At 70.5% G+C, this 19,912-nt stretch carries 21 protein-coding genes; 7 read left to right on the forward strand and 14 right to left on the reverse strand.

Annotated features, from left to right (window positions below):
• Positions 1-91 precede the first annotated feature (91 nt).
• From CJZ86_RS07305 to CJZ86_RS07315, 3 genes are read right to left on the reverse strand one after another with little or no spacing between them, the layout of a single operon-like run.
• Complete coding sequence (locus CJZ86_RS07305) at positions 92-991, reverse strand: transglutaminase family protein (protein WP_094585291.1); 900 nt, start codon at positions 989-991, stop codon at positions 92-94.
• Positions 976-1,956 (reverse strand): alpha-E domain-containing protein, encoded by a 981-nt coding sequence (locus CJZ86_RS07310; RefSeq protein ID WP_094585292.1) that lies wholly within the window; start codon positions 1,954-1,956, stop codon positions 976-978. Before CJZ86_RS07310 ends, CJZ86_RS07305 begins: the two co-directional genes overlap by 16 nt.
• The gene (locus CJZ86_RS07315) at positions 1,950-3,389 is read right to left on the reverse strand and encodes a circularly permuted type 2 ATP-grasp protein (protein ID WP_094585293.1); all 1,440 of its coding nucleotides are present in this window, start codon (positions 3,387-3,389) and stop codon (positions 1,950-1,952) included. Before CJZ86_RS07315 ends, CJZ86_RS07310 begins: the two co-directional genes overlap by 7 nt.
• A 221-nt stretch (positions 3,390-3,610) precedes the next feature.
• On the opposite strand from CJZ86_RS07315, the gene CJZ86_RS07320 reads away from it, so the two are divergent.
• Positions 3,611-4,081: a PilZ domain-containing protein gene (locus CJZ86_RS07320; RefSeq protein WP_158219529.1), complete on the forward strand. Its 471-nt coding sequence runs from the start codon at positions 3,611-3,613 to the stop codon at positions 4,079-4,081.
• A 36-nt stretch (positions 4,082-4,117) separates the two neighbouring features.
• On the forward strand, positions 4,118-4,885 hold the full coding sequence (locus CJZ86_RS07325) for a hypothetical protein (protein WP_094585295.1): 768 nt from the start codon (positions 4,118-4,120) through the stop codon (positions 4,883-4,885).
• On the opposite strand, the gene ureC is transcribed toward CJZ86_RS07325, so the two are convergent.
• The 9 genes from ureC to CJZ86_RS07370 all read right to left on the reverse strand — a co-directional run bounded on the left by ureC (position 4,870) and on the right by CJZ86_RS07370 (position 13,837).
• Positions 4,870-6,594 carry an urease subunit alpha gene (ureC, locus tag CJZ86_RS07330; protein WP_094585296.1) on the reverse strand — a complete coding sequence of 575 codons (1,725 nt, stop codon included), beginning with the start codon at positions 6,592-6,594 and terminating at the stop codon, positions 4,870-4,872. The two genes, CJZ86_RS07325 and ureC, sit on opposite strands and share 16 nt — an antisense overlap.
• A 6-nt stretch (positions 6,595-6,600) precedes the next feature.
• A complete protein-coding gene (locus CJZ86_RS07335) occupies positions 6,601-6,918 on the reverse strand; it encodes an urease subunit beta (RefSeq protein WP_094585297.1) in 318 nt (105 codons plus the stop codon).
• Between the two features lie 13 nt (positions 6,919-6,931).
• On the reverse strand, positions 6,932-7,234 hold the full coding sequence (locus CJZ86_RS07340) for an urease subunit gamma (RefSeq protein ID WP_015110097.1): 303 nt from the start codon (positions 7,232-7,234) through the stop codon (positions 6,932-6,934).
• Between the two features lie 78 nt (positions 7,235-7,312).
• Entirely contained in the window at positions 7,313-8,887 is a 1,575-nt protein-coding gene (locus tag CJZ86_RS07345) for a serine hydrolase (RefSeq protein WP_094585298.1), read from the reverse strand.
• Between the two features lie 56 nt (positions 8,888-8,943).
• Positions 8,944-10,728 (reverse strand): DUF2207 domain-containing protein, encoded by a 1,785-nt coding sequence (locus tag CJZ86_RS07350; protein ID WP_094585299.1) that lies wholly within the window; start codon positions 10,726-10,728, stop codon positions 8,944-8,946.
• Complete coding sequence (locus CJZ86_RS07355) at positions 10,721-11,272, reverse strand: LemA family protein (protein WP_094585300.1); 552 nt, start codon at positions 11,270-11,272, stop codon at positions 10,721-10,723. Before CJZ86_RS07355 ends, CJZ86_RS07350 begins: the two co-directional genes overlap by 8 nt.
• 103 nt (positions 11,273-11,375) lie before the next feature.
• A complete protein-coding gene (locus tag CJZ86_RS07360) occupies positions 11,376-12,152 on the reverse strand; it encodes a sulfite exporter TauE/SafE family protein (protein ID WP_094585301.1) in 777 nt (258 codons plus the stop codon).
• Positions 12,153-12,185: 33 nt separating this feature from the next.
• On the reverse strand, positions 12,186-12,869 hold the full coding sequence (locus tag CJZ86_RS07365; RefSeq protein WP_094585302.1) for a Coq4 family protein: 684 nt from the start codon (positions 12,867-12,869) through the stop codon (positions 12,186-12,188).
• Positions 12,870-12,922: 53 nt separating this feature from the next.
• Positions 12,923-13,837 (reverse strand): urease accessory protein UreD, encoded by a 915-nt coding sequence (locus CJZ86_RS07370; RefSeq protein ID WP_094585303.1) that lies wholly within the window; start codon positions 13,835-13,837, stop codon positions 12,923-12,925.
• Between the two features lie 110 nt (positions 13,838-13,947).
• Between CJZ86_RS07370 and ureE the strand changes: the two genes are divergently transcribed.
• The 3 genes from ureE to CJZ86_RS07385 are packed head-to-tail and all read left to right on the forward strand — an operon-like array spanning position 13,948 to position 16,189.
• Entirely contained in the window at positions 13,948-14,496 is a 549-nt protein-coding gene (ureE, locus tag CJZ86_RS07375) for an urease accessory protein UreE (protein ID WP_094585304.1), read from the forward strand.
• Positions 14,493-15,176 (forward strand): urease accessory protein UreF, encoded by a 684-nt coding sequence (locus tag CJZ86_RS07380; protein ID WP_198960100.1) that lies wholly within the window; start codon positions 14,493-14,495, stop codon positions 15,174-15,176. Before ureE ends, CJZ86_RS07380 begins: the two co-directional genes overlap by 4 nt.
• The gene (locus CJZ86_RS07385) at positions 15,176-16,189 is read left to right on the forward strand and encodes an ABC transporter substrate-binding protein (protein WP_094585305.1); all 1,014 of its coding nucleotides are present in this window, start codon (positions 15,176-15,178) and stop codon (positions 16,187-16,189) included. The genes CJZ86_RS07380 and CJZ86_RS07385 overlap by 1 nt, the downstream gene beginning before the upstream one ends.
• A gap of 24 nt (positions 16,190-16,213) precedes the next feature.
• Here CJZ86_RS07385 and CJZ86_RS07390 read toward each other — a convergent pair whose 3' ends face one another.
• Both CJZ86_RS07390 and CJZ86_RS07395 read right to left on the reverse strand, forming a co-directional pair.
• Positions 16,214-17,083: an MlaD family protein gene (locus tag CJZ86_RS07390; RefSeq protein ID WP_094585306.1), complete on the reverse strand. Its 870-nt coding sequence runs from the start codon at positions 17,081-17,083 to the stop codon at positions 16,214-16,216.
• A 2-nt stretch (positions 17,084-17,085) separates the two neighbouring features.
• Complete coding sequence (locus tag CJZ86_RS07395) at positions 17,086-17,706, reverse strand: hypothetical protein (RefSeq protein WP_094585307.1); 621 nt, start codon at positions 17,704-17,706, stop codon at positions 17,086-17,088.
• 50 nt (positions 17,707-17,756) lie between these two features.
• Here CJZ86_RS07395 and ureG point away from each other — a divergent pair, with 50 nt between their 5' ends.
• Together ureG and urtA are read left to right on the forward strand one after the other, a co-directional pair.
• Positions 17,757-18,371 (forward strand): urease accessory protein UreG, encoded by a 615-nt coding sequence (gene ureG / locus CJZ86_RS07400; RefSeq protein WP_094585308.1) that lies wholly within the window; start codon positions 17,757-17,759, stop codon positions 18,369-18,371.
• Positions 18,372-18,593: 222 nt separating this feature from the next.
• Complete coding sequence (gene urtA, locus CJZ86_RS07405) at positions 18,594-19,889, forward strand: urea ABC transporter substrate-binding protein (protein ID WP_094585309.1); 1,296 nt, start codon at positions 18,594-18,596, stop codon at positions 19,887-19,889.
• The last annotated feature ends 23 nt before the right edge of the window (positions 19,890-19,912 follow it).

Raw genomic sequence — 19,912 nt, forward strand, 5'->3', positions numbered from 1 at the left:
AGCGACGAAGTGGCACCAGTCCTGGCCTGGGGAGTGCCGCCGCCGCTGATGCATCGGCTACCAGCGGGCGCACCTTAAGAGTGGCTTCGCTTCAGCCGTGCAGCACCTCGTGCCAGGCGGAGCCCATCGGCGTGGGCTCCAGCAGCTCCGCCTCGATGGCCCATTCCAGCTCGCTGTCCACCCCCGTGGGGCCCGAGAAGCTGCCATTCACCGCCGCGGTGAGGGTGGGCTTGGAGGAGGTGGCCAGGGTGATGTAGCGGTCGTCGACGCTGCCCATGCCGCTGGGGTCGAACCCTCGCCAGCCCGCCCCGGGCAGGTAGACCTCCGCCCAGGCGTGCAGGTCGTACTGCTTCGGCTGCGGTTCCACCAGGTGGTAGCCGCTCACGAACCGGGACGGCAGACCGACGCAGCGGCAGGTCTCGACCATCAGCATCGCCAGGTCGCGGCAGGAACCCACCCGCTCCTTGAGGGTGCGCCCCGCCGGCCAGGCCGGCCCCACGTGCCGCTGGGTGTACTTGACCCGGTCCTTGATGATCTCCACCAGCTGCTCGAGGAACATCAGCCCCCGCTGGTCACTGCCCATCAGGGCCTCCTGGGCCAGGTCCACGGCGGCGGGGTCGTGCTGGCCGTTGGGCAGCCAGCCCTCCAGGGAGCCCAGCAGATCGCCGTTGAGGTGGCCCACCGGATAGGGCAGCAGCGGCTCCTGGTCCTCCAGGCAGGTCGCCAGGGACGGGGGCTGCTGGGTCTCCACATCGCTGATCGCCTGCACCCGGAAGTGCTCGGTGCTGCCCGTGAAGCGGGCCCGCAGGATCTCATCGCCGCTGGCGGCCAGCAATGGGTAGAAGCAGGACGGCTCCGGCGTGACCGCCAGGTGGAAGTGCAGCAGGCGCTGGAAGCCGTGGCCCCGGGGCTTGAGGCAGAACCGGTGGGGACCCAGGAAGACCGGAGCGCTGTAGCGGTAGTCGAAGGTGTGGGTTATGCGGGCTCGCATGCCGCCTCCTGACTGGCGGTGGTGCCGGCGGGGGCGATGAAGTAGCGCGCTTCGATCAGCTCATGCAGGCGATTGAGATCGGACTGGAAGTTGTCGATGGCTTCATGGAGCCCGGTGGCCACCAGTTCGTCGATCCTGGTGAAGCTCCAGTGGGCCAGGGTGAGCCCGATCAGGCACTCCAGATCGTCGGCGGGGCGGGGAACGGAGCTGCCGCGGATGATCCGCAGCGTGTCGCTGATCCGCTCCAGGCAGTAGCGCACCGAGCGGGGAAAGATCGGATCCAGCAACAGGAAGGCGGCCACGGCCTTGGGTTCGATGGCCTGCTGGCTGGACTGGCGGAACATCTGGTAGGCGCCGGCCGAGCGCAGCAGGGAGATCCACTGCAGCTCGTCGAGCACCCCACCCACCTCCTCGGGGGACGGCAGCAGCAGGAAGTATTTGACGTCCAGGATCCGGGTGGTCTTGTCGGCCCGCTCCAGCAGCCGCCCCAGCCGGCTGAACTGCCAGGAGAGGTCGCGGCTGAGGGTGGCGTCGGTGATGCCGTAGAAGAGCTGGCAGGCGCGGCGGATCTCCCGCAGCTGCTCCTGGGGCGGCTGCCGCCAGAAGGCCTCCTCCTGCAACGTCCAGTAGATGTCGTTGATCTGCTCCCACATCTCCGTGGTCATCACCTCCCGGATCTGACGGGCGTTCTCACGGGCATTGGCAATGCAGTTGAGAACGCTGCTGGGGTTCTTCGCCTCCCGCACCAGGAAATGGATCACCGCGTCAGGCGTGACCACCGGATAGAGCTCATCGAAGAGCTTGCGGTCACCGCTGGCCTCGATCAGGGGCAGCCAGGGCTCGGCGCTGCCGGGGGGACAGTCGAGGGCCATGGCTTCACTCACCTCCACGAACCGGGAGATGTTCTCGGCCCGCTCGACGTTGCGGTTGATCCAGTAGAGGGAGTCGGCGACGCGGCTCAGCATGGGGCTTCATCCACGATCCAGGTGTCCTTGCAGCCGCCGCCCTGGGAGGAGTTGACCACCAGGGAGCCGCGACGCAGCGCCACGCGGGTGAGGCCGCCGGGGCTCACCCAGGCCTCCTTGCCGCGCAGCACGTAGGGCCGCAGATCCACGTGGCAGGGATAGAGCTCCCCTTCGCTCAGGGAGGGCACGGTGGAGAGCTCCAGGGTCGGCTGGGCAATGTAGTTGCGGGGGTTGGCCTGGATCTTGACGGCGAATTCGTCGATGTCCACCTGGCTCGCATGGGGGCCGATCAGCATCCCGTAGCCGCCGGCCTCCGCCACGGCCTTCACCACCAGCTCCCCGAGGTGCGCCAGCACGTAGGCCTGGTCGTCGGGGCGGGAGCAGATGTAGGTGGGGACGTTCTCGATGATCGGCTCCTCGCCCAGGTAGTAACGGATCATCTCGCCCACGTAGGCGTAAATCAGCTTGTCATCGGCCACGCCGGTGCCGGGGGCATTGGCGATCGCCACCCGACCGGCGGCATAGGCCCCCATCAGCCCCCGGACACCCAGCAGCGAATCGCTGCGGAACACGGCCGGGTCGAGGAAGTCGTCATCGATGCGGCGGTAGATCACGTCGACCGTCTCCAGGCCGGCGGTGCTGCGCATCCAGACCCGATCCCCCTCGCAGACCAGGTCGCGTCCCTCCACCAGCTGGATGCCCATCTGCTGGGCGAGGTAGCTGTGCTCGAAGTAGGCGCTGTTGAACACTCCCGGAGTGAGCAGCACCACCTTGGGGGTGTCGGTCCAGGGGGCCAGCTCCCGCAGGGTCTGCAGGAGGTGGGAGGGGTAGTCGTCGATGGGCTGCACCGTGCGGCCGGCGAACAGGCTCGGGAACATGCGCTTCATGACGCGCCGGTTCTCGAGGAAGTAGGCCACCCCGGAAGGGCAGCGCAGGTTGTCCTCCAGCACCCGCCAGGTGCCGTCGCCGTCGCGCACCAGATCGAGGCCGGAGATGTGGCACCAGCGGCCGAGGGGCGGCTTGAACCCCTGCATCTGGGGCCGCCAGCCCTGGGAGCTTTCGACGTCGGCCCTGGGCACCACCCCGTCGGCAAGGATCTTCTGGTCGCCGTAGACGTCGGCCAGGAAGCGGTCGATCGCCTCCAGGCGCTGGAACAGGCCCCGCTCCAGCCGCTCCCAGTCCCGGGCTCCGATCAGGCGGGGGAGGGGATCAAAGGGGAGGATCCGCTCGACGCCTTTGCTATCGGAATCGTTGAGCCGGAAGGTGGCGCCGAGCCGCTTGAGCAGCATGCCGGCGGCCGCGTGGTTGCGGTTCAGCTGGTCGAGCCCCATCTGGCCCAGGGAGGACAGCAGGGGGGTCAGGGTCGCCCGCGGCTGGTCGGTGGCGGTGAAGTACTCGTCGTACCCCTGGTTCGGCTTGTATTGACTGAACATTCCACACCCGTCCGCGCGCCTGGATCCTGCAGTGCCGCCGGGGTGGCCACCCGTTGCCGTTGCTACGAAACCCGGGGTGACCTGGGCCTCTGCGGGGCTAGCGCTTCATACGAATAGCGTTTTTATAAGCAAGGGCCGCTGTGGGATACGCAGGGTTCAGGATGGACACACCAGCAGGGACGAGGGCCATGCTGACCAGTCAGAGCGGATCCCAGGCCCCCATGGCCCCCCGCGCTACGGGCGCCCTGCTGCACGAGCGGGAAAGAACCGCCACCCGTCGCGAGAAGCGCGCCTTCGCCCGGCACTCGATCGAGAGTTGCCGCACCATCGCCGTCCGGCGTCTCGACGCCGATGGCCAGCCCTTCGGCCGCTGGTTCATCGCCGACATCGCCGACGTGGCCGAGGGCGGGATGTGCCTGATCGCCAACGAGGACCAGGCGCTGGAGGCGGGGCAGTGGCTGCTGCTGGATGTGCGCTCCCATCCCGGCTTCGGCCAGCTGCGCCTGCGGGCCCAGTTGCGCTGGTTCACCCGGGCCCACTTCGCCCTCAGCTTCGGTGTGGCCTTCGCCACCCCCCTCAAGGAGGTGCCGGTCCTTTCGGTGGAGCGGCGCGGCACACGCCGGGACCCCAACCAGGAGGAATGGGCCCTAGAGGAGGCGCGGATGGGTGGCGCAGCGGCGCAAACTCCGTAGATTGCGCTTCAGATTCGTGCACCGAGCAGCGCCGCCATGTCCGCCCTGCCGTTTGCTCGCCCGCTTCTGGGAACCCTCCTCGGCGCAGGGATTGTCCTGAGTGGTTCGCCGGGGCAGGCCCTCGGCACCACCTTCACCTTCGACCTCGGCAGCGGCACCGCCACCCCCGCCGATCCCCAGGCCTCCTCCACCAAGACCTTCAGCGCCCAGGCCGACGGCCGCATGCTCCGGCTGGTGTTCCAGAACGCCCTGCTCCCTGATGACACCGCCAAACCCGTCAGTGCCACCGATGAAGGGCTCTGCCTCTACAAGGCCGGCGGGCCCGGCCTGAACGACATCGGCCTGACCAACTGCGGACGGGACACCCCCGGCAACGGCACCGGGACGGCCAATCAGAGCGCCATCGAGCTGGTCTTCGATCAGGCGGTGGAGCTGGTCAGCTACCGCTACGGCAGCCTGCGGGTCGGCCTGGGCAACCCCCTGCTCACCTGGGGTGAGCCCACCAGTCCGGTGGTCTCCACCGAAACCCTGTTCGACAAACAGGTGGGCACCAGCTACGCCTTCGCCAACCCCTTCGTCGTCGGGGCCAACCAGGTCATCGCCATCACCGGCGTCGGCGGAGACCGTGACTCGAGCAGCACGGAGGTGCTGCTCAGCCAGCTCGTGGTGCGGGCCATCCCCTCCGAGCCCGCCACAGACGTTCCCGGCCCGCTGCCCCTGGCCGGAGCCCTGGCCGCCTTCGGCTGGAGCCGGCGGCTGCGGGACCGCCTGAACCGCCGCGGTGCGCCCTACAGCAGGAAGTAGCGCTGCGCCATCGGCAGCACCTCCGCCGGTTCGCAGGTGAGCAGTTCGCCGTCGGCGAAGACCTCGTAGGTCTGGGGGTCCACCTCCACCTTGGGCAGGGCCGTGTTGTTGCGCATCTGGGCCTTGCCGATGCCCCGGGTCTGCACCACCGGCACGCAGGGCCGCTTCAGCCCAAGACGGCTGGGCAGGTCGTCTTCGAGGCAGGCCTGGCTGACGAAGTTGAGGCAGCTGGCCGCCACCGATGCGCCGTAGGCGGCGAACATCGGCCGGCCGTGGACGGGCCCCGGGGTGGGGATCGAGGCGTTGGCATCGCCCATCTGGGCCCAGACGATCGAGCCGCCCTTGATCACCAGCTCCGGCTTGACGCCGAAGAAGCCCGGCTTCCACAGCACCAGATCGGCCAGCTTGCCCACCTCCACCGAGCCGATCTGGCTGTCGAGGCCATGGGCGATGGCGGGATTGATGGTGAGCTTGGCGATGTAGCGCTTGAGGCGGGTGTTGTCGTTGCGGCCACCGCGGGGACCGGCGGCATCTTCGGGGAGGAAACCGCGCTGCACCTTCATCTTGTGGGCCGTCTGGAAGGTGCGGGTGATCACCTCACCGACGCGGCCCATGGCCTGGGAATCACTGGCGATGATGCTGAAGGCGCCCAGGTCGTGGAGGATGTCTTCGGCGGCGATCGTCTCGCGGCGGATGCGCGATTCGGCGAAGGCCACGTCCTCCGGGATGCGGGGATCGAGGTGGTGGCACACCATCAGCATGTCGAGGTGCTCCTCGAGGGTGTTGACGGTGTAGGGCTTGGTGGGGTTGGTGGAGCTGGGCAGCACGTTGGGCTCGCCGCAGATCCGGATGATGTCGGGGGCGTGGCCGCCGCCGGCCCCCTCGGTGTGGAAGGTGTGGATGGTGCGGCCGCCGATGGCCCGGATCGTGTCCTCCACGAACCCGGCTTCGTTGAGGGTGTCGGAGTGGATGCAGACCTGCACGTCGTACTTGTCGGCCACCGTCAGGCAGCAGTCGATCGCCGCCGGGGTGGTGCCCCAGTCCTCGTGCAGCTTCAGGCCGCAGGCCCCGGCGCGGATCTGCTCCTCGATCGCCGCCGGGGTGCTGGCGTTGCCCTTGCCGTAGAAGCCGATGTTGATCGGCAGCCCCTCGGCGGCCTGCAGCATGCGGGCCAGGTGGAAGGCGCCGGGGGTGCAGGTGGTGGCGTTGGTGCCGGTGGCCGGGCCGGTGCCGCCGCCTAGCAGGGTGGTGACGCCGGAGGCGAGGGCGGTTTCGATCTGCTGGGGGCAGATGAAGTGGATGTGGGTGTCGATCGCGCCGGCGGTGAGGATGTGCCCCTCACCGGCGATGGCCTCGGTGCCGGGCCCGACCACGATCGTCACCCCATCGGTGATGTCGGGGTTGCCCGCCTTGCCGATGGCGCAGATGCGGCCGTCCTTCAGGCCGATGTCGGCCTTGACGATGCCCCACCAGTCGAGGATCAGGGCATTGGTGATGACCGTGTCGACGGCGCCCTCGGAGCGGGGGGTCTGGGCCTGGCCCATGCCGTCGCGGATCACCTTGCCGCCGCCGAACTTCACCTCATCGCCATAGGTGGTGCAGTCGCTCTCCACCTCCAGGATCAGTTCGGTGTCGGCCAGCCGCAGCCGGTCGCCGGTGGTGGGGCCGTAGGTCTCGGCGTAGGCACGGCGGTCAATTCGGTAAGCCATGGGGGTTCAGTCGAGGGGGCCGTTCACCAGACCGTTGAAGCCGAAGACGCGGCGGTCGCCGACGTAGGGCACCAGATGCACGTCCCGCTGGTCGCCGGGCTCGAAGCGGATGGCGGTGCCGGCGGGGATGTCGAGCCGCAGGCCGCGGGCCGCCTCGCGGTCGAATTCGAGGGCGCCGTTGGCTTCATAGAAGTGGAAGTGGGAACCCACCTGCACGGGCCTATCACCCCGGTTCGCCACCGACAGGGTGGTGACGGGACGGCCGACGTTGAGATCGATCGTGCCGGGCTCGGGGATCAGTTCGCCGGGGATCAGGGGGGGCATGGCGGGGTGGGGGTCAGCGGATCGGTTCGTGGAGGGTGACGAGCTTGGTGCCGTCGGGGAACATCGCCTCGATCTGCACCTCGGGAATCAGCTCGGGCACCCCCTCCATCACCTGATCCCGGCTCAGCCAGGTGGTGCCCTCCCGCATCAGCTCCGCCACGCTGCGGCCGTCGCGGGCCCCTTCGATCACCTGGAAGCTGAGCCAGGCCACCGCCTCGGGATGGTTGAGCTTCAGGCCCCGGCCGAGTCGCCGCTCCGCCAGCAGGGCGGCGGTGACGATCAACAGCTTGTCTTTCTCCTGGGGGGTGAGGTTCATGCAGGCTGCGCTGGCCGGCCCCACTCTCGCAGCGCTCCGGCACCGGGTCAGGTTCAGAAGGAACGTTCGGTGCCCCGATCAGCGCCGCTGGAGCACCCCCTGGCCGTTGAGGTTGAGGTTGTCGATCCGCACCGCCGTGGCCCGGCCGTCGGCACCCACCGTGAAGCTGACGGCGCTGGGGCCGTAGGCGTTCTCGCCAGCGGGCTGATAGCGGAAGGTGTCGCCGCTCACCGGGGTGAGGGGGAAGGGGGTGAGGCGGGGTCCCAGCTGCAGCTCAAGGCCATCGCCGCGGCGCACCACGGCGATCGCGCCCACGTAGGCATTGGCGTAGCTGCCGGTGTAGGCGTCGGCGGGACGGGCCGGCAGGGGCCGGGCCGGGGTGACCACCGTGGGGTAGTCCTGCTGCTCCATGCCCCGGAACAGGGGGCGCAGGGCGGCGAGGTAGTCGCGTTTCACCGCTCCGGTGGTGGCCAGGTCGAGGAAGCTGAGGCTGAGGGCCTCCGGCACCCCCAGCGGCTGGCTGTTGGAGAGCACGACGATGCCGAGGGATTCCGCCGGCAGCAGGTAGACGGCCGTGGCGGCGCCGAGGTCGAAGGCGCCCGAATGGCCCAGCTGCACCGTGCCCCTGTCGGTGTAGCTCACGTTCCAGCCCAGGCCATAGAAGCCGGCCCGATCCGTGGCCGGATCGCGGGGCGGCTGGCTGACGATCTGGGGCCTGTGGGTCTCGGCCAGGGCAGCGGCGTCCACCACCGCACGGCCATCGAGGCGGCCGCCGGCCAGCTGCAACCGCAGCCACTGGCCCAGGTCCCGCACGCTGGAGCTCACGCCGCCGGCGGGGGCCTGGGCATCGGCATCCCGCTGGTAGCGGGCCACCCAGCGGCCCCCCTCCGGCACGTGCAGGGAGGCGCGGTTGGCGGCGCCCGCGAAGTCGGCGTGGCGGGAGCTGGTGCGGGCCATGCCCAGGGGCCCGTAGAGCCGTTCGCTGGAGAGCTGCTCCCAGGGCCGGCCGACGGCGTTGGCGGCGGCCACGGCACCGGCGGTGAAGCCGAAGTTGGTGTAGGCGTAGTCGGCGCGGAAGCGGTTGCCGGTGGGCAGCAGCCGCAGCCGCTCCAGGATCGTGGCCCGATCGAAGCCCAGGTCCTCGAGGTGATCACCGGCGTGGTCCGGCAGGCCGCTGCGGTGGGACAGCAGGTCGCGGATGGTCACCAAGGGGGCGATGGCCGGCGGACCGATCCGGGCCACCGGCAGGGTGCGCAGCACCGGGTCGTCCCAGCCCACGCGCCCGTCGCCCACCAGGCCGGCCACCACCGTGGCGGCGATCGGCTTCGAGAGCGACGCCAGCTGGAAGACGGTGTCGGCATCCACCGCACCGGGCTCGCCCACCCGCCGCACTCCGTAGCCCTTGAGGAACACCACCCGGTCGGCGTGCACCACCACGATCGCCAGGCCCGGGACACCGGTGCTGCGCTGCATCTCCGTGGCCAGGGCATCGAGCCGGGGCAGGGCGGCCGCCAGGCTTGCCGCCGTCACCTGGCGAGGCGGCGGCGGCGGGCCCGACGGCGCCTCGGCGCTGCGGGCGGCCCCCGGGAGCTGGAGCGCCAGACCCAGAACCAGGGCGGCCGCCCCTGGGCGGCGCAGGACGCTTGGGGCCACGGCAGCGCCGGCAACTCGGGGAAAACTAGGCCTTGCCGTGGCGCCTGCCCCGGTGCTCAGAAGCCGCCGCCGCCGCCGCCACCATCCCCGCCGCCGGAGCTGCCGCTGGAGCTGCTGGAGCTGCTCGGTGACGACTGCATGGCGCCGCTGGTGGTGCTGAAGCAGTCCTCGAGGCTGCTGCCGAAATCCGTCAGATCGAAGTCACCGGTGCTGACGTACCAGCTTGGGGCCACTTCGAGGATCCCCTGGAAGGCTGCCGTCCACTGCCGGGTCAGACCCGCCACCATCGCGTAGGGCAGGAAGCGCTCGAACAGCTCCGGCGTCAGCACCACCCGCTCCAGCCGCGGCGCCTCCACCCGGCGCAGGAACTCCTGGAAGCCGAGGGTCTGGCGCAGCACCGCCGTGCCGCGGGTGGTGCGGCTGGGCATGATCCAGGCGAACACGCCCACCAGCACCACCGTCAGCCCCAGGGAGCCGAAGGTCAGCCACGGGTGCGCCTCCCCCTGCAGCCGCACGATGTCGTGGGGCAGCAGCGCCGAGGCGAGCACGAACAGACCCGCCGCCAGTCCCAGCCCGCCGAAGAAGGTGAGGGCCCGCACGGTGCCGGGCCAGCGCCGGAAGAACCGCTCCGCCAGCACCGCCTGCTTCACCAGGCGCTCGAAACCGGGCACATGCACGTAGTAATGGTCGCGGAGCTGGTCGGTGCTGACCGTGTCCCCCGCCATGCCAAAGGGGAAGAGCGTCTCGATCAGGTAGGCCTCATGGGGCAGCAGCGCCGACCGCTGGTCCGGCTCGCCCAGCAGGGTGAACACGTAGCGCTTGCCCAGATTCAGGAACAGCAGCTTCCGCTGGTCCTGTTCGATGCGCAGCTGGCCCTTCACCGCCAGCGCCACCAGGGTGGCCGAAAGGGCGGTTCCGCTCACCTGCTCCGCCACCAGGCTGCCCAGCACCGCCGGCGGCAGCCCCTCAGGGGGTTCGTAGGCCACCGGCACCGCGCCGACGGCCGGATCCCGTCCGATGCGCCACCAGAGCGGGCCCAGCACGCCGGCGCACAGCAGGGGCAGCAGCAGGGCCAGCCGCCCCTGCCACCAGCCGATCAGCTGGGCCAGGGCCGAGGGCGGTGGCACCAGCCCCTTGGCGAAGCCCACCGCCAGGGTGAAGCCCTCGCCGGGCTCCAGCCGCCGGGTCGTGGTGCTGGCGACCGTGTCGGTGCCGATCGTCAGGCTGGCGTTGCGCTCCTTGGCACCACGGGGCCCGGTGTACACCGCGGCATGCAGCCCGGACACCCCCGACGGCAGCCGCACCAGGGCCGAGGCCCGCTCGATCGGCACCTCCCAGGCGTTGCCGGTGACGTTCCAGTTGAACTCGTCGTGGTCCGGATAGAAGCGCAGGCCCCGCTTCAGCCGGTAGCTGATCACGGCCGTGCGGCTGGCGTTCTCGGCGCCCGGGATCCAGATCTTCAGTTTCAGGTCGGAGCCTGGGTGGCTGCTCTCGTAGCGGTAGGGCCGGCCCTCGGGGTCGGTGACCGCGAGCAGCCGCAGCCCGAGGGGTTCCAGCCCGCCGGGCCGCCTGGCCAGCAGGGGGATCTGGCGCACCAGGCCGTTCCAGGAGCCGTCGAAGCGGGCGGTGATGGTTTCGCTCACCTGCACGGCGCCGGTGGGCTCCACCACCGCCTGCATCTGGAAATCGGTGAGCGTCAGCTGGCGCTCGGCGGCGCTGAGCGCAGCGCCGGCCCCCCAGGGGGCCAGGAGCAGCAGCGTCAGGGCCAGGCTGAGCAGCCCCCCCAGCCCCCAGCGCCAGCGGCGCCGCAACCGCCGGGCGACCGGAGGGCCCTCAGCCATCGAAGCGGACGGCGGGAACCGCCGCTTCGGCCGGGTTCTCCAGCTCGAAATAGGTGCGCGGGCGGATCGCGAAGCCACCGGCCACCAGGTTGGAGGGGAACTGCACGATCGCCGTGTTCAGGTCCCGCACCACGGCGTTGTAGTAGCGACGGGCGCTCTGGAGGGTTTCTTCGATCTGGCTGAGGTTGGTCTGCAGGGTCTGGAAGCTCTCCACCGCCCGCAGGGCCGGGTAGGCCTCCGCCAGGGCGAACAGCTGGCCGAGCGACACCCCGAGGGCCTGCTCCGCCTGCTGCTGCTCCCGGGGCCCCCGGGCCGCCACGGCAGCGTTACGGGCTTCGATCACGGTCCGGAAGCTTTCCTTTTCGTGGCTGGCGTAACCCCGCACCGTCTCCACCAGGTTGGGGATCAGGTCGTGGCGCCGCTTGAGCTGCACGTCGATGTCGGCCCAGGCGTTGTCGGCCAGCACCTGCAGCTGGGCCAGGCGGTTGTACATCAGGATCAACCCGACGGCGGCGACCGCCACCAGGATCAGCAGCAGCAGCATCGGCCCAGGGGTCGGATGGGTTTCAAGCCTAGGGGCGGTGTCCGGCTGGGCCATCCGCGGGCCTGCGCTCAGGGCTTTCGGCAGCTCATGTCCTGAGGAAAGCTCATGTCCTGAGGACATAGATCAGCGCCACCACAACGCCCACCACCACCACAACGGTGCGCAGCGTGGCGGGCTGGATCCGGGACGCCAGCCGCCCCCCCAGCGCCCCGCCGAGGATGGCCCCGATGGCCATCACCGCCGCAAGAGCCCAGGCCACCTGGCCGGAGAACAGGAAGAAGGCGGCGGCGGTGAGGTTGGTGGCGAAGGCCACCGCCTGCTTCAGCCCGTTGAGGCGGGTGAGGCTGTCCTCGAGCGTGAGGGCCAGCACCGCCAGCACGATCACGCTCAGCCCGCCGCCGAAGAAGCCCCCGTAGATGGCCGCCAGGAACACCGGCGGCACGGCCCAGAGTTCCGAGGGGGGGCGGCCGCGGCGCTCGGAGCGGCGCTGCACCCAGCGGCGCACGGGCTCCTGCACCGCCAGCAGCCCGGAGGCGAACAGGATCAGGAACGGCACCAGCTGGGTGAACAGCCGCTCGCCGGTCTGCAGCAGCAGCAGGCCGCCAAGAAGGCCGCCGGCGGCGCCGGCCGGCAGCAGCAGCCACAGGCGTCGCCGCTGGCCCTCCAGGTCCTGGCGCTGGGCCACGGTGGCACCCAGGTAGCCGGGCGCCAGGGCCACGGTGTTGGTGATGTTGGCCATCACCGCCGGCAGGCCGATGGCCGTGAGGGCAGGAAAGCTGATCAGCGACCCCCCGCCGGCCAGGGCGTTGATCAGGCCGGCGGCGATGGCCGCCAGGCCCGCCACGGTCGCCTGGATCACGAAGGGCAGGGGGTCCGTCATCGCGGCTGGGAGGGTGGACGGCCCCGCGGCCGCTCAGGGCTGGTCGATCCCATAGGGCTCCCCATCCGCCGGCAGGGTCACCCCCAGCCGCTGCCGCCACTCCGCCACCGGCAGCTCCCAGCCCTCCTCCCAGCGGACCGTGGCGAAGGGACGGGCGGTGAAGCCGATCGTGGTGCCGTGGCTGATCGACCGGCTCAGGGTCTGGTAGCCGTCGAGCTTGAAGCGGAAGCCGGCGATCTGGGCCGCGTGCGTGAGGCTCACGTAGGCGGGGAAGCCGATCTGGGTGGCGGTGATGGCCAGCACGCCGTTCTCCCCCACCGGCGTCGTGCCGAAACCACTGACCACATGGTGGATGTCATGGGTGGTGGCGATCCGCTGGGTGAGCCAGCGGCCCTCCGTGTCGACGGGGCGGGGGCGGAAGAACTCGGGGTCGTAGTTGAAGCGGCGGATCAGGGCGGCGTAGGTGCGGCCCAGGCTCCCCTCCGGCAGCGTCTCGAGCCGCTCCAGATCCGGTTGCAGGGGCGGATAGCGCTCGTCCATCATCTCTGCCCCGCCCGGCAGGGCCCGGAAACGGGCGATGCAGGCCTCCATCTGGGGCGTGTCCAGGAAGCTGTCCACCAGATCGGCGATCCGGGCCAGGTCCCCCTGGCTACGGCCCACGGCGATCAGCTGGCGCGCCTGGCCCAGGGCCTGCAAGGAGAGCTGGAAGCGATGCATCGGTGGGCTGCGCCTGGGCCGAACCTAGGCCCGCTGTTGCGCCTGGCCGGGGGTCACCAGCTGCGGGCCGGGAACGGCAGCGGCGGTTCCAGATCGAGCGGCTGCTCCTGGAACGGCCAGACCCGGGGCAGCACCGGAGCCGCCAGGCCCCGCTCCGCCCGGATCCGGGCCCAGATGCGCGTGAACCAGAAGCGGGCCGCCTGGGTGGAGCGGCCCCGGTAGCGGGCCACCAGGCCCCGTTCCAGCCGGCCGCAGGCCATCGCCCCCTCCAGACCATGCCGCTCGGCGCGGCAGGCCTCCAGCAGGGACTCGCCCACCGGCGCCGGGGCGGCCCACACCAGGCTGGCGAACACCGGCTGGCCCCCCAGGCCGTGGGGGCTCTCCAGGCTGGCGCCGCCCAGCTCCAGCCGGTCCACCAGCTCCCACTGGCCCTGCCGCCGGATCTCCAGCAGCGAGCGCCAGCGGCCGGATCCGAGCGTCTCGCCATCGGCGCTGCGCCCCAGCCGCACCACCTCCGCCCCCAGCCAGCTGGCCCCGTCGGCCAGCTCCACCCGGCAGGTCTGCTGGAACAGGCCATCCCGGAAGACCACCAGCTCCTGGGGCAGCCACTCCAGGTCGGCCCCCGCGGCAAGGCGGAAGTCGAGGGTCTGAAAGGTCCAACTGCCGGCGGGGACCCGCCGGGAGCGGCCCACGGTTCCGTAGACCTTCTGGGCCGCCACGCTGGTGATCAGGGCCCGGCTGCCGGCGCCGAGGTCGGCCTCGATGGCCAGCTCATCCCCCCCCACCAGGCCGCCGCCGGTGTGCAGCAGGGGCAGTTGACAGCGGCCATCGGCGGCGGCGAAGGCCCGCTGGATCTTCAGCGGCGCCGTCGCTCCGCCTTGGTGCCGGGTGGCACCGTCCGCGCCGCCGGTGGTCTCGAAGCGAAGCCGGGCCTGGGCTCTCCAGGGGGCGGGAGCGGTGAGCTGCATGGCGGTGATCGTGGGACCCCGGGGGCCTGGATTTGGTAGCGCCCGACACAGGGCCGCCGGCCAACGGCTGGCCAGGCTGCCCGAACCACCCTCCCCCGCTGGCCCGCTCGATGCCCGGCCCCACGGTTCCCCACACCACGACTCCAGACGCCACGGCTTCCCTGGTGCTGGTGCGGCACCTGCGTCATGGGGAGGTCCCGGGCCCGGAGCCAGGGCCGGATCCGCCGCTGCGGTTGCCGCTCCGGGCCGACGAGCGCACGAGCCTGCGGGGCCATCGCCGCAGCGCCTGTGGGCGGGACCTCCTGCTGCAGCTGCCCCGGGGCGCGGCCCTGGAGCCGGGCGACCGGCTGGCACCGGAGAGCGGTGGGCCCCTGGTGGTGGTGGAGGCCGCCGATGAACCGCTGATGGTGGTGCGGGCCGCCGACCCCCTGGCCCTGCTGCAGGCGGCCTATCACCTGGGCAACCGCCACGTGGCGATGGAGCTGCACCGGGACGAGCTGCGCCTGGGGGTCGACAGCGTGCTCGAGGATCTGCTGCGGCATCGGGGGCTGACCGTGGAGCGGATCACCGGGCCGTTTCTGCCCGAAGCCGGGGCCTACGAAGGGTCCGGTCACGCCCACCAGCACGATCATGGCCATCACGGCCATTCCCACCCATGAGCATCGCCCGGCTGCGACTGTTTCAGCTCGTCAGTCCCGCCTTGCCGGTGGGGGCGTTCAGCTATTCCGAAGGCCTGGAGGTGCTCGTCCAGGCCGGTGAGCTGGGCGATGCCGAGGACGTGGCCCACTGGCTGGAGGCGGAGCTGGCCCGGGGGGCGCTGGCGATCGAGGCCGCCAGCCTGAACCGGCTGATGCAGGCGCTCACCCGATGGCGTGAGTTCCCGGAGGGACCGGCCCGCCAGGAGGTGCTGGAGCTGGACGGCTGGCTGCTGGCCCAGCGGGAGGCGGCCGAGGTGCGGGCCCAGCAGCGCCAGATGGGCCGTTCCCTGCTGCAGCTGCTGGCCGACCTGGCCCTGCCCCTGCCTGGGGACCCATCCCAGCGCCTGGCCTGGCCAGCCGCCTGGGCCTGGGCCGGGGTGGCCCTGGCCATCGCGCCCGAGGAGGTGGTCGAGGCCTACCTCTACGGCTGGATCGCCACCCAGCTCAGCGCCGCCGTGCGCCTCGTTCCCCTGGGCCCCACCGAAGCCCAGCGGCTGCAGCTGGCCCTGGCGCCCGCCATCGCCGCCCGGGCGGCGGAGCTGGTGGCGGCCGATCCCGAGGCCCTCTGGAACGGGGGTGTGGGGGCGGGACTGGCCCAGCTGGGTCATGGTGAGCTGTATTCCCGGTTGTTCCGCAGCTGATGGCCACCACCGCAGGGGCCAGCCGGCGGCGGGCGCTGCGCCTGCTGGGCGGTGCCGCCGCCGCCGGTGCCCTGCTGGCCGCCGGATGCCAGGCCCGCCGCCGGCCCCCGGGCCCGCCGCGGGTGGGCCTGATCCAGTACGTGCGGGGGGCCGCCCCCGATGCCGCCCGCCGTGGATTCGTGCAGGCCCTGGCCAGGGCCGGCTTCCGGGCGCCGGCCGGCGTGATCCTGCTGGAACGCTTCAGCGAGGGCAGCATGGCCACCTGCCGCGCCCAGGTGAAGGACCTGCTGGAGGCCGGGGTCGACATGCTGGTGGCCATCGGCACCCCGCCCCTGACGGCGATCCTCGCCATCGCGCCGGCGCGGGTGCCGGTGGTGTTCACCTACTGCTCCAACCCCTGGGGGGCCGGGGCCGGCACCAGCTACACCCGCCACCGGCCCAACGTGGTGGGCACGGTGAGCACCAGCCCCCTCGCCGAGCAGCTCGACCTCGCCCGCCGGATCAGCCCCGGCCTGTCGAGCGTGGGGCTCGTCTTCCATCCCTCCGAAGCCAACGCCAGCTTCGAAGCGGAGCTGCTGCGCCGGGAGGCGAGCCAACGCTCGATCGCCGTCGTGATCGAGCCGGTGGCGGGGCCGGCGGAGGTGGCCCGTGCCGCCGACGCCCTGGCCGCCCAGCGGGTGGGAGCTCTGGTGCGGGTGGGTGACTACGCCACCAGCGTGGGCTTCCCCGCCCTGGCGGCGGCCGGCCTGCGCCATCGCCTGCCGGTCTATTCCGTCGATCCCGCCGACATCGCCACGCCGGGGTGCCTGGCGGTGGTGGGCTGGGATCCAGAGGTCGATGGGGCCCAGGCCGGAGCTCTGGCGGTGCAGGTGCTGCGCGGCCGTTCCCCCGCCACGATGGCCTTCGAGCCGGTGACCCGGAAGCTGCTGCTGCTGAATCGCCGCACGGCCGGGGCCATCGGGGTGACGTTCCCACCGGAGCTGCTGCGTCAGGCCGACAGGGTCGAGGGGTGACGCCGCCGGCGGCCATCCCGGCGATCAGCGGCCGCGCTCACCGCGGGGCTCCCCGGTCCGCTCGATCAGTTCGATCACCCAGCTCTCGTTGAGCGTCTTCACCAGGCGGTTGGTGGCGCTGGCCATGGTGGAAAGCTCGCGCAGGGTCTGGAGCAGCAGCGGCCGCGTCTGGGTTTCGGTGCTCTCCAGGCGCCGGATCAGGGCGGACAGGTCGGCGGCGGTGCCGTCGGCGCGGTCCTCCAGCCGCTCGGCCAGGGCGCGGGTGGCCCCCAGGGTGCGGTTGAGCTCGCTGCTGCTGCGACGGGTGTCGGCCTCCAGGCGCGTCGCCAGGCGGCGGCTGGCTATCAGGGTGCGATCGAGCTCGTCGAGGCTGCGGGGCAGGCGGGTCTCCGCCAGGCTCAGCCCGCTGCTGACGGCCCGCTGCAGGGGGATGCGGCTGCTGGCCACCTCGGTGAGCAGGTCATCGATGTCGGGGCGGCTGGTGAACACGAGCGTCTCACCATCACCGATCGGGGGCTGGCCGATCGCCGCCGGGTCGGGGGTGATGGCGATGTAGCTGTCGCCCAGGAGCCCCAGCTGGGCCAGTTCCGCCCGGCTGCGGCGGCCCACCATGGAGCGGTAGGGGTCCCGCAGCTCCAGTTCCACCAGCACCTGGGCGTCGGGCTGCAGAACGATCCGGCGCACCTGGCCGACGGCGAATCCCGAGATCTTCACCGCCATGCCCGTCTGCAGGCCAGCGGCATCGAGGGTGCGGAACTGCAGGCGGACGCTGGGAGCGAGCCAGTTGCCGGCGCGGGCGATCCCCAGCACGAACACCCCCAGCAGGGCCACCGCTCCCGCCAGGAAGACCAGGCTCTGGGCGCCGGGGCGCCGCGGCTGGGCGGTGCTGGACACGGTCAGTTTCCTCCCATGCGCAGGGGATCGACAGCGATCGTCCAGAGCAGATCAAGGCAGACCATCACCCCGATGCCGAGCCGCAGCGACCGGGCCATGCGGGACGCCATGCCCACGGCGCCGGAGGAGCCGCGACGGGCCTGGTGCAGGCAGATGGCGGCGCAGATCCCGCCATAGGCGCCCGCCCTGACCAGGGCGGCCGCGAAGCGGGCCGGCTCCAGCTGGCCGATCAGGAAGCCCACCTCCCCCGCCACATCCCCCTGGTTGAGCGTGAGGCTGGCGGTGATGATCACCGCCGCCATGAAGTAGAGCAGCAGCACGACGCTCAGCAGCCCGCTGGCCAGGAGGTCGGGCCCCCAGGAGCCGGGGGGGCGCCGGTCGCCGAGCAGCAGCGGACCATCCCGGAGCAGCAGCAGCAGGCTGACCAGCAGCGGGGCCAGGAACAGCAGGGCCCGCACCGCCAGCAGTTCGATCGTGAGCCTGGAGAGCTGCTGCAGGGGGCTGCGCAGCAGCTCGATGAAGCCGAGGCAGACCACCACCCCCGTGCCCAACACGGTGGCGACCAGGCGCCCATCCAGCCGCTCGAAGCGACGGCTCAGCGTCGGGATCGGTCCGTCACTCACCGCAGCCCTCGGCGCTGGCGTCAGGATGGCACCCATCCTGGATCGGGGCGATGGGCAGCAAACTGAGGGTCGGTGTGGCCGGGCCGGTGGGATCGGGCAAGACGGCCCTGGTCGACGCCCTCTGCCGCCGGCTGCGGGAGCGTCTGCAGCTGGCTGTGGTCACCAACGACATCTACACCCAGGAGGACGCCCAGTTCCTCACCCGCGCCGGCTCCCTGGCCCCCGAACGGATCCGGGGCGTGGAGACCGGCGGCTGCCCCCACACCGCCATCCGGGAGGACTGCTCGATCAACCGGGCGGCGGTGCAGGAGCTGGAGGAGGCCTTCCCGGACCTGGACCTGGTGCTGGTGGAGAGCGGCGGCGACAACCTGGCGGCCAGCTTCAGCCCGGAGCTGGTGGATCTGTGCATCTATGTGATCGACGTGGCCGCCGGCGACAAGATCCCCCGCAAGGGGGGCCCCGGCATCACCCGCTCCGACCTGCTGGTGATCAACAAGATCGACCTGGCCCCCATGGTCGGGGCCAGCCTGGCGGTGATGGAGGCCGACACCGAGCGGATGCGCGGCGGCCGGCCCTGGTGTTTCACGAATCTGCGCAGCGGTGAAGGCCTCGATCGGGTCGAGAGCTTCCTGCTGCGGCAACTGCCCGAACCGCTGGCCGTCTGAGACGCCTGAGCGATCAAGGATTCTGGTATTCGCCTTTCAGGCCTTGATCAGCAAAACCGTAGGTAATGCAACATATCGACAGACCTGCGACGTGCAAATCCTCACTCCGGCAGGCCTTCGGCGGCTTTCTGTCTCATTGGATACCGGGTGCAACCACGTCCTTCCTTACCTTTCCCTTTGCCGTCGGTTACGGCGACTACAATTCATCTTGAACAGGCTTCAATGTCTCTGCATCTTTCAAGGCGACTGGCAGCTGCAATTGCCGCAACTGCTGTGAGCGTAACCCTCGTCTCCTGCGGGGGCGAGTCCGGTTCCGGCGGCAATTTCGACGGTGAAGTGAAGGTTGGCATCCTTCACTCGCTCAGTGGCACCATGGCCATCTCCGAAACGACTTTGAAAGAAGTCGAGGAGATGGCGATCAAGGAAATCAATGATGCCGGCGGCGTCAAAGTCGGCGGTAAGTCCTACAAGATCGTCGCTGTCTCTGAGGATGGCGCCTCTGACTGGCCCACCTTCGCCGAGAAGGCCCAGAAACTGATCGACTCCGACAAGGTCGCCGTCGTGTTCGGTGGCTGGACCTCCGCCAGCCGCAAGGCGATGCTGCCGGTCTTCGAGTCGAAGAACCACATGCTCTTCTACCCGATTCAGTACGAGGGTCAGGAGTGCTCCAGAAACATCTTCTACACCGGCGCCGTTCCGAACCAGCAGGCTGAGCCCGCGGTTCAGTGGCTGATGGACAAGTTCTCCGACAAGCTCGGCAAGAAGGTCTACCTGGTCGGCTCCGACTACGTGTATCCGCGTACGGCCAACACGATCATCAAGGAGCAGATGAAGGCCCTTGGCGGTGAGACCGTCGGCGAGGACTACATCCCCCTCGGCAACACCGAGGTGGCTCCGATCATCGCCAAGATCAAGAAAGCCTTCCCCGATGGCGGGATCATCATCAACACCCTGAACGGCGACTCCAACGTCGCCCTGTTCAAGCAGTTCAAGGCCTCGGGCATCGATCCGGCCAAGTACCCGATCATGTCCTTCTCCATCGCCGAGGAGGAGATCCGCCAGATCGGTCCCGAGTACACCACCGGCACCTATGCCGCGTGGAACTTCTTCATGAGCCTGGACACCCCGGCCTCCAAGAAGTTCACCGCCGACTTCCAGGCGATGTATGGCGCCGACCGCGTCACGGGTGACCCGGCGGAATCCGCCTACAACATGGTCTACCTCTGGAAGAACGCCGTTGAGAAGGCGGGCACCTTCGAAGACCTCGACAAGGTCCGCAAGGACATGATCGGGATCACCTTCGCCGCTCCCCAGGGCGAAATCAAGATGTTCCCCAACCACCACACCTCCGAGCGGGTGCTCATCGGCGAGGCGGAGCCCACCGGCCAGTTCAAGATCCTCTACGACAGCGTCAAGGCCATCCCGCCGCTGCCCTGGAACCAGTTCGTTCCTGAGACCAAGGGCTTCACCTGCGACTGGACCCAGGATCGTCCTGACGCCGGCAAGTTCAAGATGTGATCACGGCCCGGTCCGTGATTCCA

Source organism: Synechococcus sp. BO 8801, assembly GCF_002252675.1.
Taxonomy (GTDB): domain Bacteria; phylum Cyanobacteriota; class Cyanobacteriia; order PCC-6307; family Cyanobiaceae; genus Cyanobium.